Here is a 19,124-nt window from a genome sequence, read left to right as displayed (position 1 = left end):
ATGATTTTTCGGATTGGTTTGTTAATGATGGGTTTAGTTTTGGGAAACAAGCTGTTTGCCCAAAAGGTAAACTTTGATGAATACAAAAAAAGAGCCGATGTCTGTTTCAACAAGCAAGATTATGAATGCGCTAAAGAAAACTACGAGCGAGCTTTGCGTATTCGTAACGAAGAGCCTTATTGTAAAAGCCAACTTCAAAAAGTTCAAAAAGCCCTCGCTAAAAAAACGAGCACGCCTGTCACTCCTAATCCTACGCCTATGAAGCCCAAGCCTACGAAACCTTCGACTTCAAGTTTTGTTTTAGTCAAAGGAGGGACTTTCCAGATGGGTGCTCCCCAAGGCGCGGTAGACGAAAAACCAGTGCATTCGGTGACTCTCAAAGATTTTTATGTAGCCACGCACGAAGTGACCGTAGCAGAATACAAACAATATTGTAAAGCTACCGCAAAATCAATGCCCACTCCTCCTAATTGGGGGTGGCAGGATGACCACCCCATGGTGGGGGTGTCGTGGCAAGAGGCGGTGGAGTATTGCGAGTGGTTGTCGAAACAAAACGGTAAAAAATACCGACTCCTTACCGAGGCCGAATGGGAGTATGCCGCTGCTGAGGGATCCAAAAAAGCTTCGCCAGAAGAAAGTGGGTGGTATATTAGCAATACAGATGGGGCAAGCCCTAAAAACGTAGGTACCAAAAAGGCCAATAAATGGGGTATTTTTGATATGGGAGGCAACGCCGCCGAATGGTGCGCTGATTGGTACGATAAAGGATATTATGCCCAGAGTCCATCTCAAACTCCCGTCGGCCCAGCCCAAGGTACTCGAAAAGTGGTACGTGGGCGTTCGTTTGGGGATGAACCCAAACCACTCACATTTCGCTATGCCTTGCCGCCAGCCTCTAAATCGCCCACGGTAGGCTTTCGGATTTGTTATGAGGACAAATAAATTGAAGAATTTGTAGGATTTTTTGAGTCTTACGGTTATTTCTGCCCATTCTTCCCCTTTATACATCGTGTATTAATCTTAATCTAAAAAACCTCATGAAAAAAACGATGTATTTTGGTAGCCTTCTGATATTGCTGTCAGTAAGTCTATGTTTTGGACAAAAGAAAAAGAAAGATGGTTGGATTTCGCTTTTTGATGGTAAATCTTTAGAAGGCTGGAAAGTAGGCGAAAATGCCAGTACTTTTAGCGTGGCTGATGGGGCGATTGTGGTCAATGGCCCACGGGCACATATTTTTTATGATGGTGCTGTAGGTAATCATAACTTCAAAAATTTTGAATTCAAGGCCCAAGTCATGACCACGCCAGGTTCTAATTCTGGTATATATATTCATACACAATACCAAGAAAAAGGATGGCCTTCTAAAGGGTATGAAATACAAGTCAACAATTCTCACACCGATTGGAGACGTACGGGCAGCTTGTACGGCATTGAGGATCTGAAAGATGTATTTGTGAATGATAATGAGTGGTATACCGAGCACATCATTGTACAAGGAAAGAAGATTACCATCAAAATCAACGACAAAACCGTTATTGAGTATACTGAACCTGACGAACCCAAAAATGGTGACCGCAAACTAAGTAGCGGAACTTTTGCTTTGCAAGGCCACGACCCCAAGAGTAAGGTTTATTATAAAGATATTATGGTAAAGCCATTGGGTGAGTAAGCACTTCTATAGGTGCCAATTCTGGTCATCAAGGAGATTGTCGAGTGTTTTGTCAGATTCAATTTCTGGAATGGAAAAAGATTCCATAGAAGTGGGTATTTCGGTATACAAATCATTGTCCCATACTTCTTCGATGGTTTCAGGGGCGGGCGTTTCGACAATCTCTATGACTTCCGCGATTTCGGTATCGGAAGGTAGGGGAGGAGCATTGGGGTCGAGAAAAGTACTGTAAAACATATCGTTTCGATAAGCCAATGGCTCTCCCGCCGAAAATCGTTCAAAAGAAACCGCTACTGTATCCCAGTCTTCTTTGAGTACGGCCTCGGTCAAGGTTGGAAATTTGCTCAGGCCGGGGTTGTACGCAAAATCGAATAAAATGTGTTTTTGCTTTTCAGATAGATTTTCCCACGCTATCATATCGTGAGTGACGGAGTCATTTTGATTCGCCAAGTCGGCTAATTGCGACCGAACCCTGCGTTCGTACTCATCTACCAGTACATGGTCAAACAAGGCTTCTTGTTGTGCTTCAGTAATCACTAGTTCGTGCCGATGCGCCTCTACCCACGCTTGCGCTTCAGGGCCAGTTTTGTAGGCAGCTTCCATAAGCTTTTCGGCAGTGTAAGAAGGAATCCCCGCTTTGGTAAGGTCGTCAAAAATCTCAGAAGGCTTACGGCTACCCATGTCATAGCCAGGGCCAATGGTGACTCCTGACAATCCTCCCGGAAAATGAGGCACTAGGCTTTGGCCTTGATATCCAATCTCTTGATGATATGTAAAAGCATATTTTGCCATGAGCTTTGTTTTGTTTGGCTGAACACTAACAAATTTAACATCCCGTAAAGTTATTCCCTAACCGAAAACTAAAAAGGTTAAATATCCTTAAATTTTAGCGAAAATATTTCACTAAAAAACTGATAGTCAGTAGTGAAATTTAGAAAAGTCATACTTCACACCAGCATGCTTCATCGTAGACCCAAAACTTTGCTAACTTTGCGGCGTGAAAAAGTGGCTGTACATTATTTTCTTCGGTTTTTATGCCCTCTCAACGTTGGGGCAAATCAGGCTTCCGTCGGGTGGTTCGTTGGGTTCTGGGCAGACCCAAGGAGGGATGGGGCAAGGTGGCCAAGTGCAGATTGATGACTCTACCAAAATGATATATGGCCCCCATACTACCAAATACATGTTGGAAGAGGATGTGTTTAACAATGTGAAAGCACTTTATCGAGTTGACACTTCTTACAATGCTTTTCATCACTATAATTTTGTTCAACGTTCTGATTATCAATTGGTAGATTTGGGGAATTTGGGGACAGCTTCTCGTTTTGTGTTTTTCAGACCGGTTGAGCAGATTGGTACTCAGTTTGGTTATGAAGCTTATACACCATACGCTTATCCTATCAATGAAGTGAAATTTTATGATACCAAATCACCTTATACCAATCTCTTTTTGACGCTGGGTGGATTGGGGCAAAATATCGCCCGCTTTGACCATAGCCAAAACCTTACGCCTCGTCTCAATCTAGGTATCAATGCGCAACGTTTTACGACCAACAAGTATTTTGGTACGAGCGGGTCATCAGATTCGCAAGTAAACCTTACGCAAAATTGGGCTTTTGTATTTCACGGAAACTATCGCTCCAAAAACGATAAATATGTCTTATTGGGACAGTTTAATCACCTCAATCATAGCGCTTATGAGCAAGGTGGAATGTCTCCTGATAGCCTCAATTTTGGAAATGGAGTAATAGAATACAATAATCCTTCGGCGATCCTTAAAACGGCACAGTCGTGGGAACGACGCAACAATTGGCACGTTTATCATCAATACGCATGGGTACCTGGTTTACAGTTTTATCACGTTTTTGACTATAAGAGAAGCATCAATGTGTATTCGGATGCCAATTTGGCCAATGCACAAACTTACGGTTTTTATAGGGTCTATTATCCAGATAGTACTACAAGATTCCCTACTTTTTCCAAAGTTCCGACTTTGTCATATTATGATTATTTGTACAACTCTACTAGTACGCGTCAAGAAGTAAAGTTTAGGTTGATTGAAAACAAATTTGGTATCAAAGGCCGATACAAAGGATTCAATTATCGTGCGCACTATCGTCAAAGGATATTAAGTATGGTTGAAAACCATAACATGATAACGCCACCAAAACTAACAGCCCTTCAAACTATTGTGGCTGTTGACTCCACCAACGGCACTTCCACTCATCGGCGTTTCGAAAACTTTGTAGGGCTTTGGCTTGCTTATTACCTGAAAGACAGCACACAGCGAGCCACCGCTGAATTCGAGTATTTGTTGGGACGGGACTTTAAGCTCAAAGGCGAAATTGTCAGTAAATGGTTTTCGGCGGGTTATTATTCAGTATTTTCGTCGCCAACTTTACTTCAGCAATATTACCATAGCAATCATTTGGGATGGAAAAATGATTTTAATTTGATGAACTCCAACAACATTTATGGGCAGATAAATTTTAATACAAATACCATTAAGCTGCTCCCTCGCTTGGACTATCATTTAATCAACAATTATCTTTATTATGACACAGCAGCGGTAGTGAGACAATTTGCTTCTCCTTTTAGTGTGTTACGCGTAGGAGGCATCGCCGAATGGAAGCCTCGTAAATTTCAATTCATCGCTCAAACCTATTACACTATTTCTTCCAACAACGATATCATTCGTATTCCGCGCTTTTTTGCCAACTTCCGTGCTTCTTTTGATTTTATCTATGCCAAGGTGTTGTATCTTCAAGTAGGGGCAGAGATACACTATAAGTCGGCTTATTATGCGGATGATTATATGCCTCTTACACAGCAGTTTTTTCTCCAAAATCGCATCAAAACCGAGGGGGTAGTTTATTCTGAATTATTTCTGAATGCGCGCATCAAACGCGTCAGATTGTTTGTGAAAATGGCGAATGCTGCACAAGGGTTACTAAACCCTGGTTATTTTTCTACTCCTTATTATCCCGTGGTCGGGCGTTCGTTGGGCTTTGGAGTCAATTGGCCCTTGTTCGACTAATTTTCGTCTATATTTCTCCCCTGTTTAGTCGAGTCTACGTTGTAGTTGGTCGTTTTTCTCCGATTCCTAACTCTTTAGGTGCAACATTTGTACCTGAAATTTTGTCATAAGTAGTAGAGAATCCTTCTGAACAACATACTCACTTAAATAATTCTAATGAAAAAGTTTGTTTACATTTTAACAGCCGTTTTAGGTTTTTCTTATTCGCTTCAAGCCCAATTCCCGGGTGGTGGAGGGTTTGGAGGCGGTGGTCGTGGAGGCGGTGGAAACCGAGGATTTGGCCAAGAACAACAACAGCAGCAAATGCCTGATTTGCCTCGTGGCAATGGCCGCGTATCTGGGGTTATTATCGATTCATTGACCGGAAAGCCCGTTGAGTATGCTACCGTCGCTCTTTTTGAGATCAAATCAGGAAAGCCCATTGATGGTGGGGTTACGGATGTAAAGGGTGCTTTTTTGCTCAAAGGTGTTCCTGATGGAGAATTTAAATTTGTAGCGAGTTTTATTGGTTACAAAAACTTTGAAGTCGCTAAGCTTACCATAGGCAAAGGAAATAAAGAACAAAATCTAGGGACTATCAATCTCCCACCAGATGTTCGGAGTTTGGCAGAAGTAACTGTAGTAGGTGAAAAACCTATCGTTGAAGATAAAGTAGATAGATTGGTATACAATGCCGAAAAAGACATCTCTAATGCCGGTGGCGATGCCGGAGATGTATTGCGTAAGGTTCCGATGTTGTCGGTTGACCTAGACGGAAACGTGTCGATGCGTGGTAGCCAAAACATCAGAGTGCTTATCAATGGTAAACCTTCTACCATTGTAGCCAACAGCGTGGCAGATGCCTTGAAAATGATTCCTTCGGATCAAATCAAGACGATTGAAGTGATTACATCTCCATCTGCCAAGTATGATGCCGAAGGTTCGGCGGGGATTATCAATATCATCACCAAGAAAAATACGCTACAAGGAATTACAGGCTCGATTGACGTGGCTGCGGGAAACCGTTCTAGCAATTTGTTTGGGAATGTGAACCTTCGTACCAAAAAACTGGGTGTTTCGATCAACGGTGGTGGGCGTATGATGTACCCGCCTACTGGTGGTTATATCAATATCAGTCGTCAACTTCCTTCGGGTGACTTTTTGCGTACGCGCCAAGAAAACGACGGACAGCAACTTGGAGGCTTTGGTAATGTGCAACTAAGCCTTGACTATTCGCCAACTGCCAAAGATAACTTTACTTTGAGTGTGCGTAACAGCCGTAGGGCGTTCAATCTTGAAAACACGCAGCAATCGTACAGCATTTTTGGAACGGTGACTACGCCTACATTTGGTAATCAGATTGATACCAAAAATATTGGGAATAACTTAGATGTCAACTTTGACTATACCCGCAAATTTGAGAAAGAAAACAAGGAGTTTAGTGTGTTGGCGCAATTAAGTCAAAATACGGGTGATAATAGCTACACACGTGACCAATACAGAGGTGCTTCGGCAGGAGAGATTTTTTATCGTGAAAGCAACCCCAACAAGAGCTATACGCAAGAGCGTACTTTGCAGATTGACTACCAAGATCCTTTGAGCAAATACGCCCAAATCGAAACGGGTGCTAAGATGATTTTGCGCCATATCGAAAGTGATTTTCGCTTCAACTATGACAGCACAGGCCGAGGCAATTATATCGCTAATCCGCAACGTACCAATATCTTTAGTTATGATCAAAATGTGTTTGCGGGTTATTTGTCTTTCTTGTTTCAAACCAACAATAAGTGGGGTTTCAAACCTGGGCTTCGCTATGAATACACCCAAATTGGCGCTCAATACCAAGATGCTCCTAAAGTGAATTTGCCAAATTTTGGTACGTTAGTGCCAAGCGTGACAGTATCAAAAAGTCTAAAAGGTGGTAAGACCATTCGTTTTAGCTACAACCGCCGTATCCAACGCCCTTCGGTGCAATTTTTGAATCCTAACGTTGCGCAAAGCGATCCTTTTAATGTGTCGTTTGGTAATCCAAATTTGGATCCAGAATACACCAACAACTTTGAAGTGAATTTGAGTACTTTCTTCAAAACTACTACCCTCAATTTTTCAGTCTATACTCGTTTGACTACCAATTCCATTGAAACTGTACGTTTTAGAGGAGGACAGGAATTGTTTAATCAGCTTACTCAAGCACAAGGTGTAAGCGTAGGTAATGTGGTAATAAGCAATAACACTTTGTTGACGACCTACCAAAACATCGGTAGCAATAGCGCTTATGGGTTTAACGTATTTGCGATGGTGAAACCCATTCGTACCCTTACTATCAATGGTAACGTAGACGTTCGGTATATTACACTCAATAGCCCAGCATTGGGAGTGAGCAATCAAAACTGGACTTTCAATCTCTTTGGTCAAGTTCAGTACCAGCTTGGCAAAGATTGGAGTGCCCAATTGTTTGGCTTTGGACGAGCGCGCGAAATCCAACTTCAAGGTACCAGAGGTGGCTTTATGGGATATAGTCTCAATATCTTGAAAGAATTCAAGAAACAGCAAGCAAGCCTTGGCTTTGGTGCTGAAAACTTCTTACAAAATGCCTTCCGTCAGCGTACCAACTTGGAAAGCAATACCCCTGGCAATGTATTTACCCAAGAGCAGGTCAATTTGATGTACAACCGTGGTTTCCGTATCACTTTCCGCAAGCGTTTTGGAAAAATGAGCTTCGACGGCAACTTCTTCCAACGTAAGAAAAGTGTAAACAACGATGACTCCAAACAAGGTGGTGATAATAGTGGAGACTCGGCAGGAGGTCAAGGTGTTCAGGGTAGTGGCGGCGGTCGTCGTGGTAACTAATCGAAATTAGATAGCTTTTCCTATATCCACTCCGTTAAAAAAAAGTCCCTTCCAGCATCGTTGGAAGGGCTTTTTTATGGGATAACTTGGTTAGTGAGATACTACTTTTAGGCCAATAATGGAACCGATAAGGGTAAAAATGAAAAACAAACGCCAGAAATCAGTGGATTCTTTGAAAAACAAAATTCCTATCAATACTGTACCTACCGCACCAATACCTGTCCACACGGCATAGGCTGTTCCCATGGGTAAAACCTGCGTGGCTTTGTAAAGAAGATACATACTAATAATGAGGCTTAAAAAGAAACCCACCATCCAGCTTATGGCAGTATTGCCAGTGGTTTCTTTGGCTTTACTCAAGCAGGTCGTAAAAGCTACTTCAAACAAGCCTGCCACAATCAAAATCAACCAATTCATGTTTTTGGAATTTATAATAAAAGAAAATGAATTCAAAAAAATGGGATAAACACGCGCAAAAAAAAGTTGCCCCTTCCATTATTTAAAAAGCTCTAAATAATGGAAGGGACAAAAATATTTTTAAAGATACCTTATTTTAGTTTTTTATTAAAAAGCCCTATCGTTCGTTCCCACGCCAATTTGGCGACGGCTTCGTTGTAGCGAGTGGGAGCCGTGTCGTTGTTGAAAGCGTGCTGTGCCCCTTCGTATATGTAGAGTTGATAATCAGTACCTGCTTTTTTGAGAGCTTCTTCATAGGCTGGAATCCCCGCGTTGACTCGTTCGTCTAATGCGCCATAATGCAGCATCAAACTAGCTTTGATTTTGGGTACATCGGCAGCCTCGGCTTGGCGTCCATAGTAGGCCACGGCGGCATTGAGAGTAGGTACATTGACTGCTAGCTGATTGGCCATGGCACCACCCCAGCAGAAACCTACACAGCCTGTTTTGCCAGTACAGTCGTTGCGACCTTTCAGGTAGTCAAAAGCTTTGACAAAATTGCTAAGGTTTTTCTTGGCATCCAATTGACCAAAATAAGTACGGACTTGTTCGGCGTCGGCAGGCGTTCCTCCAAAAGGCGATAGGGCGTCGGGTGCCAAGGCAATAAAACCTGCTAAAGCTACCCGCCTTGTCACATCTTCAATGTGAGGATTGATACCACGATTTTCGTGGATGACTACTACGGCAGGATATTTGCCCGCAGCGGCAGGGCGTGCCAAATAGCCTTTCATTTGGGTATCTTCTCCGGGATAAGTAATATTTTCGATAACGAGACGCTCATCATTAGGCTTGACAGTAGTAGCATGTGCATAGTTAATTTCTAACAAAGGCAAAACTGCCATTGCTGCGGTAGTGCTACCTGTGAGCGTAGTGAGGCGTTGTAAAAAATCCTCCCTTTTAAGCGGCTTGTGGGTATATTCATCAAAAAGGTTTATGATACGTTGATCCATGAGCTAAGTGTTTAGGAGTAAAAATAGGTTTGAAAGGACTAATTTACGACTATTTTCCGAGAAAATAGGTGGATGATTTGTTTAAGATTTTGAACTGAAAATGTAGTACCTATGGTAAAAAAAGCGATAAAAACTGGTCTCAAACTATCGTTTGGGGTAAAAAATGATGCTGCGTCTCTGACGCAAACTAAATCGTTGATTTTTATCAGAAAATTATTTCAAGACTTTGCAAGTTAAAACAAAGCGTCGCCCGTATTTGACGAGCGACGCTTTGTGAAATTTGTATTTAAGAAAATGTTGAAAACTTAGCTTCCTGCCAATTTCAAGCAATCTTCCAAAGTAAGCGTAGTGGGATCGGTATCTTTTGGAATCTTGATATTTCGCTTACCTACTGCAATATAAGGGCCATAAGGGCCTCTCAATACTTTTACCGTTGGATTTTCGGGAAACTCACGGATCGTTTTGTTGTTTTCGACTTCTCGTTTTTTCTGAATGATTTCTAATGCTTCTTCTCTCGTCAGGCTTTGAAGGGTTTTGCCTTTAGGTAAAGAGTAATATTTATCATCATGTTTGACATACGGTCCGTATCGCCCTGTACCTGTAGTGAGAGGTTTGCCTTCGAGTTCGCCGAGGCCTTCACCTTCATTGGCAAGGTCGCCACGCTTGAGACGGATTATTTCTATACAACGTTCGGCTTCAACCGTATAGGGGTCGTCGTTGCGGTCGAGCGAGTAGTATTTATCATCATGCTTGACATAAGGGCCATATTTACCAACTCCAATGATCATAGATTTATCTTCAAAAAATCCAACTTCTCGTGGAAGGGCAAATAGCTCTAAAGCTTCTTCTAAGGTAATGGTTTCGACGAGTTGGCCTTTTTTGAGGTTGGCATATTGGGGCTTGCTGTCTTCGGTGGCTTCGCCAATTTGGACATAAGGCCCAAATTTCCCAATTCTAGCCGAAACTGGCTTACCCGATTTGGGGTCGAGTCCTAGCTCCCTTGCTTCTGCTTTTTTAAGAATTTTAGAACCTTCTACTTCACCAATTTTTTGGTGAAAGCCTTGATAGAAGCCATCAATCATCTGCTGCCAAGAAAGCTTTCCTTCTGCGATTTCGTCAAATTCTTTTTCGACATTGGCCGTAAACGAATAGTCTACTACATCAGGAAACAACTCAACCAGAAAATCATTTACCACCATACCGGTATTGGTGGGAAATAATTTTGCTTTTTCAGCACCAAAATTCTCTTTCCCTATGGTTTCCTTGATTTCGTTTTGTTTCAGAACCAGTTCTTTAAACTCTCTTTCTTGTCCTTTTTTATCTTGCTTTACTACATATTCACGCTTGATAATGGTCGAGAGGGTAGGGGCATAAGTAGAAGGCCGCCCAATGCCCATCTCTTCTAGTTGCTTGACCAAACTTGCTTCCGTGAAACGAGGTTTGGGACGGGAAAATTTTTGGGTGGCTTTGAGAAGATTGAGCAATAATGATTGTCCAATCTTAAGCGGAGGAAGCATTCCTTTGGTTTCTTCTTCTTCGTCGTCTTTAGATTCCAAATAAACTTTTAGAAATCCGTCAAATTTGATGATTTCTCCTTGAGCTATGAGTTCTTCGCTAGTGGTCGAAATCCCGACAGTGGCAATTGTACGCTCAAGCTGAGCGTCAGACATTTGGGAAGCAATGGCACGTTTCCAAATCAGTTCATACAGACGCTGCTCATTACGGTCATTGCTGGCTTTAAGCTCTCCAAAATTGGTAGGCCGAATGGCTTCGTGAGCTTCTTGGGCCGATTCTGATTTGGTTTTATAGACTCGTTGATAATGATATTTCTGTCCGTATTCGTTGATAATCTGGTCTTTTGCTTTTTGCAGCGCTTCTTCAGATAGATTGGTGGAGTCGGTACGCATGTACGAAATCTTCCCAGCTTCGTAAAGCTTTTGGGCGACGGTCATGGTTTGAGATACCGAAAAGCTCAACTTGCGAGAAGCTTCTTGCTGAAGCGTAGAAGTCGTAAAAGGCGGTGCAGGCGATTTCTTTCCGGGTTTTACTTCTAGATTTCGAATACTGAAAGTAGCTCCTTTACATTTTTCTAAAAAAGCACGTGCTTCTGTTTCAGTTTCAAAGTTTTTGGGCAATTCTGCTTCTAATACTTTGCCGCCTTCGAGGTCAAAACGCGCTGTTACTTTATAAGAGGATTTAGATTCGTGAGTATCTATATCGCGTTCACGCTCTACAATAAGGCGCACCGCTACTGACTGTACTCGCCCTGCCGACAAAGCACTGTTGTTTCCTATTTTGATTTTGCGCCAAAGCACCGGTGATAGTTCATACCCAACAAGACGGTCTAACACCCGCCGGGCTTGCTGAGCATTCACCAAGTCCATATCGATAGAGCGTGGATTCTGAATCGCTTTTTGTAAAGCACCTTTCGTGATTTCACGAAATACGATTCGTTTGGTATTGTTTGACAATCCCAACGCTTCCTTCAAATGCCACGAAATAGCTTCTCCCTCACGGTCGTCGTCAGTAGCTAGCCAAACCTCATCTGATGACTTGGCTATTTTTTTTAACTCATTGACTACCTTCGTTTTTTCGGGCGAAATTTCGTAAGCAGGAGCATATCCATTTTTAACATCTACGCCTAAGTCCTTATCAGGCAAATCACGGACGTGACCGAAGCTTGATTTGACTGTGAAATCATTTCCGAGATACCCTTCAATGGTTTTGGCCTTGGCCGGCGACTCTACAATTACTAAGTTTTTCGACATGGTGGGTTGATTTAGTCCCATAAATTACTGTCAAATATAGGAGAGAATTATACAAAAAAACAAAGTGCATTTTTTTAAAACTGTTAGAAAGTGGACAAATTAAGGCGTTTTTTGGGGGGGACATTTTAGAAAAGAAACGCTACACGAACGAAGATTTAAGAAGAATAATAATATTGTTAAATGATTTATAATGAGTGCTTTATGTGCAAGTGTAGTATACTGAAGAGCGATATTTGTTTTATTCTGCTTTTGGCAAGCTAAAAATATCTTGACAGACTGGTTAATTTTTTTGAATTTGCTAAGAACAGACAGCTTGTGGGCCATAAAGACCGACAACGACAAACGTTTTTTGGGAAAAAAGAAGGAGAATTACCAAAAAAACAAAAGCATTCCTATCTTTACTCGCTTGATTTAACCAACTATTAACCGACACTAAGCGCTATTTAACACACTTCATGGAACGTTTTACTGGACTGATTGGTATTATTCTGATTTTAGGCCTTGCCTACGCACTTTCCAACAACCGAAAAGCTATCAATTACCGCACCGTAGGGGTCGGGCTTGGCCTTCAATTTGGGTTGGCGGTTTTTATTCTCAAGACTTCGATTGGTCAAACCCTCTTCAATTGGTTGGGGCAAGGAGTTCAAAAAATCCTGAGTTTTTCTGATAAGGGTGCGGAGTTTGTTTTTAGTCCTTTGGTCAAACCTTCTATTCTCAACAAAGCTTTTGGTGCGGGCAATGACTTCATTTTTTTCTTCAGTATCGTTCCTACTATCATATTTGTGGCAGTATTGGTCAATATCCTTTATCATATCGGCCTGATGCAGCGCATTGTAGCGGTACTAGCGCGACTCATGAAGTGGCTCATGGGCGTTAGTGGTGCCGAGGCTTTGTCCAATGTGGCGAGTGCGTTTGTGGGGCAAGTAGAAGCCCAAATTATGATTAAACCTTATTTAAAAGGAATGACTAATTCCGAGCTATTGGCTTCCATGACGGGTAGTTTTGCGTGTATTGCAGGAGGTGTGATGGCTACCTATATTAAATTGGGGGTGCCAGCTCCTTATTTGATTGCGGCAAGTTTGATGGCTGCTCCGGGGGCGTTGGTCATTTCAAAAATTGTATTTCCCGAAACCGAAACCTCCGAAACGAAGGGAGTTGTAAAATTGGAAATCAAAAAATCTCATGCCAATCTGCTTGATGCCATTGCTGCGGGAGCGAGCGAAGGCTTGAAGGTAGGCTTCAATGTGATTGCAATGCTCATTGGGTTTATTGCTTTGATTGGGTTGCTAGATTTCTTTTTGGGAAAAATCGGCGGTTTGTTTGCTTTCCCTACCTTAAGCCTCAATTTCTTGTTGGGTAAGGTGTTTTCGGTATTTGCTTGGGCGATGGGTGTCCCTTCCAAAGACGTAGAAGTAGCGGGAGCGCTGATGGGTACCAAAATGGTTATTAACGAATTTGTCGCTTACCTTGATTTGGTACATATTAAAGATACCCTTGATGCCAAAACCATCGCTATCACAAGTTTTGCGTTGTGTGGCTTTGCCAATTTTAGTTCTATCGCTATCCAAGTAGGCGGAATAAGTGAATTGGCCCCCAATCGTCGCTCCGACTTGGCGCGTCTTGGCTTTAAAGCGTTGATTTGTGGTACGTTGGCCTCCTATATGTCGGCTACTTTGGCAGGTTTGCTTTTATAATTCAAAATATACCTTTTCCCCGGAAAAGGGAGTTCAAACATTAAATTTTCCTCGACGGGGCGGGGATTTTTCTACTATTATGGGACGTTCGCGTTTTGGAGGTCGATTATTGATTGGCATCATTATGGCAATCGTGGCCCTGATTGGATATTTTAGTAAAACCCAGGTGAATCCCGTGACGGGCGAAAAGCAACACGTAAACCTTACTCCGCAAGAAGAGGTGGCGTTGGGTTTGCAAAGTGCCCCCCAAATGGCCGCCGAGTTTGGCGGTTTATACCAAGATCCTAAAGTACAGGCTTTGGTCAAGAAGGTAGGACAAGGAATTGTACAAAATACGGAAGTAAAAAACTCGCCCTATCAATTTGACTTTCATGTATTGGCCGACCCCGAAACCATCAACGCCTTTGCGGTGCCGGGAGGTCAGATTTTTATTACGATGGGCTTGCTCAAACGTCTCAAAAGCGAAGACCAATTGGCGGGTGTGCTTGGGCATGAGATTGGACACGTGATAGGCCGACACTCTGCCGAGCAAATGGCCAAGCAAGAACTTTTGGGAGGATTGGCGGGAGCGGCTTCGGTGGCTTTGTCTGATCCCAATTCTCCTAATGGAAGTGCGTACATCGCGCAGTATGTGGCCAACCTCGTCAATCTAAAATATGGTCGTGACGATGAACTCGAATCAGACGATTTTGGTGTAAAATACATGGTAGCTACTGGCCGCAATCCTGAGGCGATGATAGAAGTGATGGATATTTTGGCACAAGCAGGAGGGCCTAACCGCCCTGCGGAGTTTCAAAGTACTCACCCAAGCCCCGAAAACCGAGTCATGAAAATCAAAGAGGCAATGGCGAAGTATCGGTAGAAAGATGCCTGTCGTAAAATTCTTTGAGAATACAAACGTTTTGTATTTTTACTAAAAAACATTGAAATGAGTACTAAACTGACTTTAAATCTGGATAAAAGCGTAATCGAAAGTGCGAAGGATTATGCTAGGAGTCATCATACAAGCCTTTCGAAGCTGATAGAAAATTATTTGAACTCACTAATGGCAAGGGAGAAAAATGAAACTACTGTAAGTCCACTTGTAGAAAGTTTGACAGGAATCCTTCCCCAAGATTCTGAGAATGAGAGAAGGAAGATAAGCTAACTGTTGCTTCATAATATTTCGCTTTAGCACTTAAATCAATCCCTAAACGGCGAATTTACTCACAATGAACCCAAACTTCATGAAACAAACTCTTTTTGTCTTTGCCTTGTTTTTGTCGCAGCTGTCGCTGTGGGCGCAGTTTAACCGTGGTGTGCAGTGGACTAAGGATGGCAATGGCTACATCCGACTCGAAAACAAAGAGATTGCGCAATATAGCCTGCCCAATCTAGAAAAGAAAACGCTGGTATCAGCGCAGCAGCTGACCCCCAAAGGGCAAGCGGAACCCCTTGCTATTAGAAGTTATGCGTTTTCGCAAGATGGTCAAAAAATCTTGATTTATACCAATACCGCTCGCGTATGGCGCTACGATACGCGAGGGGATTATTGGGTACTTGACCTCGACAAAAATACCTTGACTCAATTGGGAAAAGGCCGTCCTGTATCATCGTTGATGTTTGCGAAATTTTCGCCCGATGGCAAAAAAGTAGCTTATGTAAGCGAGCGTAACGTATACGCCGAAGACCTAGTTACCGGAAAAATAACCGCCCTCACCAAAGACGGCACCACTCGCCTCATCAATGGTACGTTTGATTGGGTGTATGAAGAAGAGTTTGATTGCCGTGACGGCTTCCGGTGGAGCCCCGACAGTAAAAACATCGCTTATTGGCAAATCGATGCTACCAAGATTCGGAACTTTTTGATGATCAACAACACCGATTCTACTTATGCTTTCAATGTACCAGTGGAGTATCCCAAAGTGGGTGAACGACCTTCGCCTTATCGCATAGGCGTAGTAAGTGCGGCAGGAGGGCCAACTAAGTGGATGAGTACCTTGGGCGACCCTGGCAATACCTACGTGCCACGCATGGAATGGGCCAATGCGGATGAGTTGATTATGCAGCATCTCAACCGTAAACAAAATGAATCAACAATCTTTTATGCCGACATCAAAACGGGCAAAATCACGCCTATCTACGTAGATAAAGATGATGCTTGGGTCGAAACCAAAAGTAGCTACTCTTGGAGCGACTCGCCAGAAGGCTGGGATTGGATTAATAGTAAAAAAGAGTTTTTGTGGTTGAGTGAAAAAGACGGTTGGCGGCATATCTATCGGATTTCGCGCGATGGTAAAACCGAAAAATGCCTTACCGTGGGTAACTACGATGTGATGTCGGTGGTATCGGTGGATGAAGCCAACAACGTCATTTTCTTCACTGCTTCGCCCGACAACGCCACGCAGACGTATCTTTATAAAGTAAGTTTGGACGGAAGTGGTAAAACCGAACGCGTTTCGCCTGCCGACCAAATAGGAACCCACCGCTACGATATTTCGGGCAATAGCCGCTGGGCTTCGCATTCGTTTTCGAATGCCAACACCCCTCCTATGAGTGAGTGGATACGTCTGCCTGAGCATAAGGCTCTCAAAGAATCGGACGATATTTCTAAGAAATTGGCAGCGGCGGCTTCCACTCCCAAAAAAGTCGAATTTTTTAAAGTTAAAACCGAAGACGGTATTGAGTTAGACGGCTGGATGGTAAAGCCGGCGGATTTTGACCCTTCTAAAAAATACCCCATTGTATTTACTGTCTATGGCGAACCCGCAGGCTCTACCGTCAAAGACAGCTGGGGCACCGGACGCAATGGATTGTACGTGGGAGATATGGCCAAAGACGGATATATCTACGCTTCTGTTGACAATCGCGGTACGCCTTCACCCCGTGGACGGGCGTGGCGTAAGGCTATTTATCGTAAAATTGGAATTGTCAATATTCGTGATTTGGCGATGGGGGCGAAGGCTATATTTGCCCAAAACGCATTTATTGACACAAGCCGCGTAGCGGTTCACGGCTGGAGTGGCGGTGGGTCTTCTACGCTCAATTTACTTTTTCAATACCCTGATTTGTTTAAAACGGGGATTTCGGTAGCAGCCGTAGCCGACCAACTCAGCTATGACAATATCTATCAAGAGAGATACATGGGCATTCCGCAAGAAAACCGCGAAGATTTTGTGGCTGGCTCGCCCATTAGTCACGCTAAGAATTTACGCCCTACCCAAAATCTCCTTTATATTCATGGTACGGGCGATGATAATGTGCATTATCAAAATGCTGAAAAGCTTGTCAATGAGCTTGTTAAATATAATAAACAGTTTCAGTTTATGCCTTATCCCAACCGCTCGCACGGGATTTATGAAGGAGAAGGAACCTCACGGCATTTGCATACGCTTTTTACCAAATACTTAAAAGAACATTGCCCCCCCGGTGCTAAATAGGCTTTTCTCAACAATCAATCCCGAACAGCCCAAAAGCGTTCGGGATTTTTTATATTTGCATAAACCTACATCACTATGGAGCAACTTGGATTCCAACATCGATTGACAATAGAAGAGTATTTAGCTTTAGAAAAAGAAACACATACTAAATACGAATACCACAACGGGGAAGTTTATGCAATGGCTGGAGGAACGCCTACTCATAGCTTAATTGCTAATAATGTAGGAGCGTCGCTCAATCTTTCGTTGAAAGGAAAGTCTTGTTTTGTTTACAATAGTGACTTGCGTATTGCTACTTCACGAAATAAATATGTATATCCAGATGTATCGGTAGTATGTGGTAAAATAGAATCGTTTGAAGAACTAAAAAATGCTGCTAATAACCCCGTGCTGATTATAGAGGTTTTGTCGAAGGAGACAGAGGCTTACGACCGGGGAGAAAAGTTTATGCGCTATCGAATGATTGAATCTTTTAAAGAATATGTTTTGATAGAACAACGTTTTCCGTTAGTAGAAGTCTTTTCTAGGAATGAATGGAATAAATGGGAATTCAGAACATTTACTGACCTCTCCTCGATTATAACCTTACGTTCGGTAAATGTTGAAATTCAGCTGTCTGATATTTATTATGGAGTTGATTTTTCGTTGTTTGAATTTTAAAAATACAAAAAGAACAAGTTTCTTCTCTCTTGCTTTTTTGAATTTTCCTGCTAATTTTGTTTAGCTATATCAGCACCCCGCCAAAGTGCTTAGGAAAAGATCATAAGTGCTACAATTTCAATGGTTTTGATTTAGAAATCCACCCGTTGATTTTTAAACATTCCTGCTTCATTTTGGTTGGTGAATCAGTGCCTAACCCTAAAAAAACGCAATGAAAGCTTGGTGTCTTTTCCTGTTGATGTGTGCGATGGTTGGCAAAACGCTCGCCAATTCTATTTTGATTCCGATGGACGACAAACAGTCTAATCATCTCAAAGCGTATGGTGTGGCGTATTGGGTTTTGAAAGCAGACCTTGAAGTGGAGTGGTTGCTCAATTACCGAGGGGGGAGCTTTATGACCAAATATACTTCCAATATCGAAAGAGAATGCCGCTTGCGTGGGGTGTCTTATGAGGTCATTTCGGATGCTACAGTCAACTCCTTGGTCAAATCAATCACGCATCCCGATGTAAATATGGATGTGGTCAAATTGCAGAAAGCAGCCAAAATCGTGGTCTATAGCCCTATCAAGATAAGCAATGCTACCTTTGAAGACACGGATGCGGTACTATTGGTACTGAAATACGCCGAAATTCCCTTCGAAATCGTATATGATGAAGAAATCCTAAAAGGAGACTTGGCCAAATATGACTGGCTTCACCTGCACCACGAAGATTTTACGGGGCAGTTTGGACGCAATCGCCGTCGCATGACGCTCGACGATATTCAGGCACAAGAAAACATCGCCAAGAAATTTGGCTACAAAAAAGTCTCTCACCTCAAGCTCGACGTTGCCCGCACTATCAAAGGCTTTTGCGCGGGCGGTGGGTATTTGTTTGCGATGTGTTCGGGGGCCGAGTCGTTTGATGTCGCGTTGGCGGCGGAAGGGATTGATATTGTAGGTTCGGTTTTTGACGGTGACGGTATCGACCCGCAAGCGCAATCAAAACTAGATTTTAGTAAAACGTTGGCCTTTGAAAACTTTAAACTTGAACTCAACGACGACGAATATCGTGGTGGAATGTCGTTTTCGAATATCAATTCTTCGGCAGGACATGGTTGGGGCGACGAAGGTTCGGGTTTTTTCTCACTTTTTGATTTTTCGGCCAAATGGGATGTGATTCCTGCGATGTTGGTTCAAAATCATACTTCTCAAATTAAAGAGTTTTTTGGGCAAACTACGGCTTTCAACAAAAAAACGGTCAAACCAAGCGTATTGGTCATGGGACAGAGCAAATCTTCCGACCGTTATATTTACGGAGAAGTAGGAAGAGGGCAGTTTACTTTCTACGGTGGTCACGACCCAGAAGGGCAACGTGGCTTTCATCGGATGCCTACCGATTTGAATCTTCATCCGCATTCTCCGGGCTACCGCCTGATTCTCAACAATGTATTGTTTCCGTCGGCCAAGAAAAAGAAACGGAAAACATAGTACAAGGTTTAAACAATGTAGTACAGATTTTGCCCCGTAGGGGCTACAAATTGGTAGGAAAAGGAAGTAAAGCACCGCAAAAGCAAGAGTGGTTCATTTGCCCCGTAGGGGCTACAAATTGGTAGCAAAAGGAATACGATAAAAAGTGCTTTGCTCCGTAGGAGCTATACATT

The 19,124-nt window shown here is 42.8% G+C and carries 14 protein-coding genes; 10 read left to right on the top strand and 4 right to left on the bottom strand.

Annotated features, from left to right (window positions below):
- Both G563_RS37445 and G563_RS0132875 read left to right on the top strand, forming a co-directional pair.
- The gene (locus tag G563_RS37445; protein ID WP_028669075.1) at window positions 1-942 is read left to right on the top strand and encodes a formylglycine-generating enzyme family protein; all 942 of its coding nucleotides are present in this window, start codon (window positions 1-3) and stop codon (window positions 940-942) included.
- Between the two features lie 95 nt (window positions 943-1,037).
- Window positions 1,038-1,670 (top strand): 3-keto-disaccharide hydrolase, encoded by a 633-nt coding sequence (locus G563_RS0132875; RefSeq protein WP_028669074.1) that lies wholly within the window; start codon window positions 1,038-1,040, stop codon window positions 1,668-1,670.
- Window positions 1,671-1,676: 6 nt separating this feature from the next.
- On the opposite strand, the gene G563_RS0132870 is transcribed toward G563_RS0132875, so the two are convergent.
- Window positions 1,677-2,462: a pesticin C-terminus-like muramidase gene (locus G563_RS0132870; RefSeq protein ID WP_028669073.1), complete on the bottom strand. Its 786-nt coding sequence runs from the start codon at window positions 2,460-2,462 to the stop codon at window positions 1,677-1,679.
- 205 nt (window positions 2,463-2,667) lie between these two features.
- Here G563_RS0132870 and G563_RS0132865 point away from each other — a divergent pair, with 205 nt between their 5' ends.
- Together G563_RS0132865 and G563_RS36525 are read left to right on the top strand one after the other, a co-directional pair.
- On the top strand, window positions 2,668-4,704 hold the full coding sequence (locus G563_RS0132865; RefSeq protein WP_028669072.1) for a putative porin: 2,037 nt from the start codon (window positions 2,668-2,670) through the stop codon (window positions 4,702-4,704).
- Window positions 4,705-4,860: 156 nt separating this feature from the next.
- Window positions 4,861-7,533, top strand: a complete 2,673-nt coding sequence (locus tag G563_RS36525; protein WP_037328851.1) for a TonB-dependent receptor domain-containing protein — start codon at window positions 4,861-4,863, stop codon at window positions 7,531-7,533.
- Window positions 7,534-7,623: 90 nt separating this feature from the next.
- Here G563_RS36525 and G563_RS0132855 read toward each other — a convergent pair whose 3' ends face one another.
- The 3 genes from G563_RS0132855 to topA form a co-directional block, all read right to left on the bottom strand.
- The gene (locus G563_RS0132855) at window positions 7,624-7,950 is read right to left on the bottom strand and encodes a DMT family transporter (RefSeq protein ID WP_028669071.1); all 327 of its coding nucleotides are present in this window, start codon (window positions 7,948-7,950) and stop codon (window positions 7,624-7,626) included.
- Window positions 7,951-8,081: 131 nt separating this feature from the next.
- A complete protein-coding gene (locus G563_RS0132850) occupies window positions 8,082-8,939 on the bottom strand; it encodes a dienelactone hydrolase family protein (protein WP_028669070.1) in 858 nt (285 codons plus the stop codon).
- Between the two features lie 305 nt (window positions 8,940-9,244).
- A complete protein-coding gene (gene topA / locus G563_RS0132840) occupies window positions 9,245-11,707 on the bottom strand; it encodes a type I DNA topoisomerase (protein WP_028669069.1) in 2,463 nt (820 codons plus the stop codon).
- A gap of 455 nt (window positions 11,708-12,162) precedes the next feature.
- On the opposite strand from topA, the gene G563_RS0132830 reads away from it, so the two are divergent.
- The 6 genes from G563_RS0132830 to G563_RS0132805 all read left to right on the top strand — a co-directional run bounded on the left by G563_RS0132830 (window position 12,163) and on the right by G563_RS0132805 (window position 18,951).
- Window positions 12,163-13,401 carry a NupC/NupG family nucleoside CNT transporter gene (locus G563_RS0132830; RefSeq protein WP_028669068.1) on the top strand — a complete coding sequence of 413 codons (1,239 nt, stop codon included), beginning with the start codon at window positions 12,163-12,165 and terminating at the stop codon, window positions 13,399-13,401.
- A gap of 79 nt (window positions 13,402-13,480) precedes the next feature.
- Window positions 13,481-14,263, top strand: a complete 783-nt coding sequence (locus tag G563_RS0132825; protein ID WP_028669067.1) for a M48 family metalloprotease — start codon at window positions 13,481-13,483, stop codon at window positions 14,261-14,263.
- 66 nt (window positions 14,264-14,329) lie between these two features.
- Window positions 14,330-14,548: a DUF6364 family protein gene (locus G563_RS39285; protein WP_028669066.1), complete on the top strand. Its 219-nt coding sequence runs from the start codon at window positions 14,330-14,332 to the stop codon at window positions 14,546-14,548.
- Between the two features lie 79 nt (window positions 14,549-14,627).
- Complete coding sequence (locus tag G563_RS0132815; protein ID WP_028669065.1) at window positions 14,628-16,820, top strand: S9 family peptidase; 2,193 nt, start codon at window positions 14,628-14,630, stop codon at window positions 16,818-16,820.
- 75 nt (window positions 16,821-16,895) lie between these two features.
- Entirely contained in the window at window positions 16,896-17,480 is a 585-nt protein-coding gene (locus tag G563_RS0132810; RefSeq protein ID WP_028669064.1) for a Uma2 family endonuclease, read from the top strand.
- A gap of 211 nt (window positions 17,481-17,691) precedes the next feature.
- Window positions 17,692-18,951, top strand: coding sequence for a hypothetical protein (locus tag G563_RS0132805; RefSeq protein ID WP_028669063.1), 1,260 nt, complete (start codon window positions 17,692-17,694; stop codon window positions 18,949-18,951).
- Window positions 18,952-19,124 lie beyond the last annotated feature (173 nt).

The organism is Runella zeae DSM 19591, from assembly GCF_000423565.1.
Lineage (GTDB): Bacteria > Bacteroidota > Bacteroidia > Cytophagales > Spirosomataceae > Runella > Runella zeae.
This window is presented reverse-complemented; position numbering and strand designations above follow the sequence as displayed.